This is a genomic window from Arthrobacter agilis (assembly GCF_006494655.1).
GTDB classification, from domain to species: domain Bacteria; phylum Actinomycetota; class Actinomycetes; order Actinomycetales; family Micrococcaceae; genus Arthrobacter_D; species Arthrobacter_D agilis.
Window position 1 is genome coordinate 1 of record NZ_VHIM01000035.1, and the last position, 293, is coordinate 293.

General features: G+C 71.7%; 1 protein-coding gene. It reads left to right on the forward strand.

Features of this window, described 5'->3' with window-relative positions:
* Nucleotides 1-293 (forward strand): glycosyltransferase (locus FJV46_RS15100; protein ID WP_275668134.1); only part of this gene is annotated, 293 nt, incomplete at both ends.

The following is a 293-nucleotide window of genomic DNA, read 5'->3' on the forward strand; positions in this document are numbered from 1 at the left end:
CGGGCTGCCCTCGACCAGTTGGCGCAGCGCTCCTGGTCCCCGCTCGCGGCGATCGACGCCGTCCGCCTCCTCATCGAATCCGTCAATGCCGCCCGCGGGTGCGAGGCGATGGCCGTCATGCCCATGGCGACGATCTCCGTCACGGAGGACATGGCGACGTGCATGCGGCTCCACTCCCGCGGCTGGGAATCGGCCTCCCACCCCGAGAAGCTCGCCGACGGCCTGGCACCCGAGGCCCTCAACTCGATGCTGACCCAGCGCCACCGCTGGGCGCAGGGCACCATCCAGGCGAG